The organism is Xanthomonas sp. SHU 199 (assembly GCF_000364665.1).
Classification (GTDB): domain Bacteria; phylum Pseudomonadota; class Gammaproteobacteria; order Xanthomonadales; family Xanthomonadaceae; genus Xanthomonas_A; species Xanthomonas_A sontii.
Genome location: NZ_AQOI01000055.1, coordinates 1 through 5,357, shown reverse-complemented (window position 1 = coordinate 5,357; position 5,357 = coordinate 1). Strand labels below are relative to the sequence as shown.

Annotated in this window: 5 protein-coding genes; 2 read left to right on the top strand and 3 right to left on the bottom strand. The window is 71.9% G+C overall.

The genetic code is table 11. The annotated features are described in order from the left end of the window. The coding region (locus tag D183_RS0102780) for an FAD-dependent monooxygenase (protein ID WP_051067601.1) at nucleotides 1-867 on the top strand (867 nt) is incomplete at its 5' end. A gap of 210 nt (nucleotides 868-1,077) precedes the next feature. Here the strand turns inward: D183_RS0102780 and D183_RS0102775 are convergent. The 3 genes from D183_RS0102775 to D183_RS0102765 are packed head-to-tail and all read right to left on the bottom strand — an operon-like array spanning nucleotide 1,078 to nucleotide 4,642. After that, entirely contained in the window at nucleotides 1,078-2,298 is a 1,221-nt protein-coding gene (locus tag D183_RS0102775) for a hypothetical protein (protein ID WP_232757189.1), read from the bottom strand. Next, nucleotides 2,295-2,834, bottom strand: a complete 540-nt coding sequence (locus tag D183_RS0102770; protein ID WP_017907643.1) for a DNA-3-methyladenine glycosylase I — start codon at nucleotides 2,832-2,834, stop codon at nucleotides 2,295-2,297. Before D183_RS0102770 ends, D183_RS0102775 begins: the two co-directional genes overlap by 4 nt. 14 nt (nucleotides 2,835-2,848) lie before the next feature. Then, complete coding sequence (locus D183_RS0102765; RefSeq protein ID WP_017907642.1) at nucleotides 2,849-4,642, bottom strand: DUF4153 domain-containing protein; 1,794 nt, start codon at nucleotides 4,640-4,642, stop codon at nucleotides 2,849-2,851. Nucleotides 4,643-4,747: 105 nt separating this feature from the next. Between D183_RS0102765 and D183_RS0102760 the strand changes: the two genes are divergently transcribed. Next, on the top strand, nucleotides 4,748-5,314 hold the full coding sequence (locus D183_RS0102760; protein WP_010344126.1) for a YqgE/AlgH family protein: 567 nt from the start codon (nucleotides 4,748-4,750) through the stop codon (nucleotides 5,312-5,314). The last annotated feature ends 43 nt before the right edge of the window (nucleotides 5,315-5,357 follow it).

Genomic DNA, 5,357 nt, shown 5'->3' with positions numbered 1-5,357 from the left:
CGGCCGGAGTTGGGCTACAACGATTTCATCGTCGCCGGCCACGGCAAGGGCTGGCACGTGGACCGCGCCGCCTTCGACGCGATGCTGGCCGCGGCGGTGCCGGCGCAGGGCGGCACGCTGCTGCGCGGCCTGCGTCTGGGCGCGGTCGGCCGCGCCGCCGATGGCGATCACGTGCTGGAACTGCACGAAGAGCAGGGCGGCGTGCGCCGGCTGCGCGCCGGGTTCCTGGTGGACGCCAGCGGCATCGCCGCCGCGGCGGTGCGGCGGCTGGGCGTTGCCCGCAACGAGGTGGATTGCCTGGCCTTCGTCGCCGGTGTGTTCGCGCTGGAGCAGGCCGAGGCGATTCCGTCGCAGGCCTTGCTGGAGGCCTGCGCCGACGGCTGGTGGTATGCGGCGAAGTTGCCGCATGAGCGCTTGATGCTGGCCCTGGCGCTGGAGCCGCGCCGGCAACGGCAGTACCTGGACCGCGACGTGTGGCTGGCAGCGGCGCGAACGACCCGGCACGTCGCGCAATGGTTGGCGCAGGGCGCGGCCCGCGCGCCGGAGGCCGATGGCCTGATCGCCGCACTGGGGCCGTCGGCGATTCTCAGCCGCGTGGTGGGCGCCGACTGGTTGGCAGTGGGCGACGCGGCCAGCGCCTACGATCCGCTGACCGCGCACGGCATCGTCAAGGCCCTGCAGGACGGCGAGGCCGCCGCGCACGCACTGGCAGCGCATCTGCAGGGTGCCGGCCCGGCGCCGCTGGCAGCGTACCAGGAGGGCGTGTTCGCGCGCTTCCGCGCCTACCTGCGCGAACGCGGGGCGCTGTACGCGCGCGAGCGGCGTTGGGCGCAGGCGCCGTTCTGGCAGGCGCGGCTGGCGGGGTGATGCCGACCGCCATGCCGTGCGCGAGCGGTAGAGGACGCCGGCGCTCAGATTCCTTCAACGCCAACCACTTGCCGGCGGTATGGGGCTGCCCCCCGCACCATCCGTGCTCGCGTGCCAACGCCGCCGTTTCCGGCGTGACCCAGCGGGGGCGCATTTCCGTTGCATCGCGCGCGAGCAGGTGGCGACGGAGCCGAGGTAATCCGCCCACGTTCACTGCGCGGGCGGTGCCGCCGCGGTCAGCCTGACGCTGCTGCGCTCGCGCTTGGACAGCAGCGGCAAGGTCACCGCCTGCTCGCCGGGCGCGGCGTACAGCCACAGCGCACAGCAGGCAGCGTAGGAGGTCAGGTTGCTGCTGCGGAAGGCGACGATGCTGGCGCTGTAGCAATCCGATCCGTGCCGCAGGCGTATGTCGGCGACATAGTCGAACGTATAGTGACCGGGCCCGTGCCACGGCCATTGCGCGCGTTCTTCGGGGTCGCTGGTCGCTGCTGGAACCGGGCAGCGCGCGTCCGGGTTCGGCCGGCGCTGCCGGCCCTGTGCGTCGAAGCCGAGGCGCTGCAACTCCCGGTCCGCGACCGCGCGCAGTTGCGGGTGCTGCGTCAGCCAGCGTGCGGCGTCCTGCTCTTCGGTCGTGGCGTTCGCAGTATCTGGCGCAGGCGCCAGCGTATGCCGATAGCGGTAGCGCACCTGCAGCACGCGGGAGCTGCTGTGCTCTTGCGGCAGCGGCGATAGCGGGCGCGACAGCGTCAGCGTGTCCTGGAAGTAGTCGCCGTCGCGATAGGCGGCATAGCTGCGGCCGTCGATGCGCAGCCAGTACAGGGTCTGATCGCTGCCGCGGCCGTTGATGCTGAAGGTGCCTGTCGCCGGCGCTGTGTCGGGTGCGGTGTTGGGCAGGGCAAGGAAGCCGTGTACGGGGTCGCGGCGCAGCACCGTGATCTCGGTGAACAGGCCAGTGCCGCCGACATAGGATGTGATCACCAGATCGCGTTGCCCGTCTTCGTCCAGATCGAGCAGGGTGTAGTGGTCGTCGCCGTTTTCGGAAACGTCGTCCTGCGCGGTGCCGGCGTCACCCATGTATGTGCGCACCGCTTGCCATTCGTCTGCGGTGACGCCGGCCGGTTGCACGAGTGGCGCGGCTGCGGCGCCCGCTGCGGCGAGGTCGAAGCTCACGCCAGTGGTGTCCTCATGGCGCTGTAGCACCGTGTCGATCGGCGTGGGGTTGCGGGCCGGTTCGGCTTCGATCTCGCGGCGCAGCTGCTCGAGTACCTGCGGCAGCGTCGCCGTCCCGGGGGCGCCCGCATGCGCGGGCGCCGGGCATGCGGCCAGTGCGAGCAGCGCCGCCGTCGCCCACGATGTCGGCCGTATCCGTGGCATCCACCGTGGTGCGGCGGCGAAGCGCGCAGGCGCAGCAGGCGCTGCGGCGCCGTTCATGCGCTGCGCATCCACGGCGGATCCAGCTGCGCGATGCGCGCGAACGCCGGGCAGTCTTCGCGGTGCGCGCCGGGCAGGTAGCCCAGGCTCATCAGGAACTCGCCGGTGATCTCGCCGCCGGTGAAACGGAAGGTGCGCTTGAACAGCTTGATCCACTCGGCCTTGCTGCGCGGATGCTGCGCGTCCAGCCAGGCGGCGAAGCTGCCGTGGCTGGCGCGCAGGCGCTGGATCACCTGCGCGTTGTGGATCGCCGCCTGCACCTTGAGCCGGTTGCGGATGATCCCGGCATCGCCGAGCAGGCGCAGCACGTCGGCCTCGCCGAAGGCCGCCACCGTGTCCACGTCGAACCCGGCGTAGGCGGCGCGGAAGCCGGCGCGCTTCTTCAGCATCAGCTCCCAGCTCAGACCGGCCTGGTTGATCTCCAGCCCCAGCCGCTCGAACAGGTCGGCTTCGGCGCGTTGCGGCACGCCGTACTCGTGGTCGTGGTAGTGGCCGTGCACCGGGTGCCCGGGGGCGATATCGCAGTAGCTGCTCATGCGGCGGGTGTCCGTCAGTCGATCTGGTCGTTGGGGTCGGCGGGGTACAGCTCGGTCCGCTGGGTGCCGGGCAGTTGCAGGTCGGGCCAGCGCCGCGGCAGCACCTGCAGCTTGCCGTCGCGCAGTGCCTGGTACAGCGCCTCGGCGTTGTCGCCGTGGCGCGGGAAGAAATGCGTCCGCGCCACGTCGCGCCAGCCGCTGCCCGGGTCGGTGTGGATCCGGCATTCGACGCCGTAGCCGGCGCTGGCATTGCACAGCAACACGTCGTCGTGGCCATCGCCATCCAGGTCGCGGCGCAGCGCCACGCAGTGCGCGTGCTCGCGCCGGCAATTGCCGTCCTCGATCGTGCCGGCCAGCAGCGCCTGCCACCAGGCGGCGTCGGGCTCGGCGCTGCCGGCGGCCGGCACGATGCGCTGGCGCACCTGCAGCGGATCGTCGCTGCGCGGCGTTTCGTCGTCCTCGTCGCCCCAGCGCTTCTGTCGCTGCAGCATCCGCTGCAGGCGTTCGCGCTGCACCGTGTCGTCGGCGAACGCGGGCACCTCGCGCAGCGCCTGCACCGCGCGGTAGCCACGGCGGCCGCTGTCGAAGCGCAGGTAGGCCAAGTCCAGTTGCGTGGCGCTGGTGCGGCCATCGGCCAGGCGCTGCAGTTGGTCGCCGACGACCAGGCGGTAGGGGTCCAGCAGCGGCGAACTGGTGGCCAGCGCCAGGCCGATCACCACCCACGACAACACCCGGTTCACCGGCGCCAGCGGCTGCAGCCAGCGTGCGCCCGGGCGCAGCACCGCCCAGGCATAACCGCATGCGTAGCCGCAGGCGACCACCGCGACCAGCACGCCGGCAAAGCGCTCGGTACTCCAGCCGTACTGCGCGATGCGCAGCCACAGCGCGTACAGCGCCAGCCCTGCGTACAGCGGCAGGCTCAGCAGTCCGGCGTCGATCACCCGTTGCAGCCAGGCCGGGTAGGGCGCGTCGGCGGTGCCGTCCTGGTACACCGCATTGACGAACACCACCAGCGTGGCTACCACGGCGATCAGGATGCTGGCCGCGGCCCGGGTCTCCCACAGCGGCTGCAGGCCGGTGAACGGCAGGCTCAGCGCGAACAGCACCGCCACGAACGCCAGCAGCGGCAGCAATCCGGTGCAGATCGCGAACAGGATCTGCCGCATCACCTGCACCGCGCGCTGCTGGGTGCGGCCGATCAGGATGCCCAGGCCGAACATGGTGCCGGTGGCCAGGTAGACGAAGGCGGTCTGCCGGAACAGGTCGCGGAACAGGGTCAGCTTGACCAGCGCGAACAGCGCGCCCCACAGCCACAGCACCAGCCAGCAGATCCCCACGAACAGCAGCGCCAGCGCCAGGGTCAGCGCGTTCTGCCAGGCATGCTCGAACAGGTCGCGGTACGGCGCCTGCCAGCGCCCGTGCTGCAGTCGACACTGCAGCCACGGCAGCAGCACGAACATCGCCAGCGCCAGGGTCGCAGCGAACGGGCCCAGCACCTGGCCGGCGCGCAGGCCGGGCGCGCCGGTGGCGTTCCATACCGCCCAGGCGGACAGGGCCACCACCAGCACCGCCACTGCGATGGTGTGCTGCCACAGGCGCAGCGCACCCAGGTGCCGCACCGACAGCAGGGTCATGGTGGGCACGGTCAGCACCAGGGTGTACCAGCACACCTGACCGCCCAGGGAGCCGAACGGCCACAGGCCGCGCTCGGCGCCGCGCTGCGCCAGGTACAGCAGCGCGCCCTGCAGCAGGGCCACCAGCACGATGAAGGCGCGGGTCTGGCGTGGCAGGTCGGGGGGCGTGTCCATGCGTGCGTGCTCCTGGGCGACCGGTCGCGGCCGCGGTCGGGCGGATTATGGCAGCCCGCCGCAGCCCGGGCAGCGCGCACGCGGGAGGGACGATAGAATGGGGCCATGTCCGCTTTGCCCACGCCTCTGGCCAACCAACTGCTGATCGCGCTGCCGGCGCTGTCCGATCCCAACTTCGCCCGCAGCGTGGCGCTGATCTGCCAGCACGACGAGAACGGCGCGATGGGCGTGGTGGTCAACCGCGCCTCCGAATACACCCTGGGCGAAGTGCTGGAGCAGATGGGCATCGAGACCATCGACGCCACGCTGCGCGAGCAGGTGGTGCTCAGCGGCGGGCCGGTGCATCCGGAGCGCGGCTTCGTCATCCACGACGGCGCGCACGGCTGGGATTCCAGCCTGGCGTTCGCAGACGGCCTGTACCTGACCACCTCGCGCGACGTGCTCGAGGCGATGGCGCGCGGCGAGGGGCCGCGCAACGCGGTGGTCGCGCTGGGCTGCGCGGGCTGGGGCGCCGGCCAACTGGAGTACGAACTGGGCGAGAACAGCTGGCTGACCGCGCCGGCCGATGCCGAACTGCTGTTCGAGCTGCCGCTGGAGCGGCGCTGGCAGACCGCGGCCGGGCGCATCGGCGTGGACCTGTTCCGCCTCACCGACTACAGCGGGCATGCCTGAGTCCGGCCTGCCTGCGCCTGGCGCGTCCGCGCCCGCCAGCGCC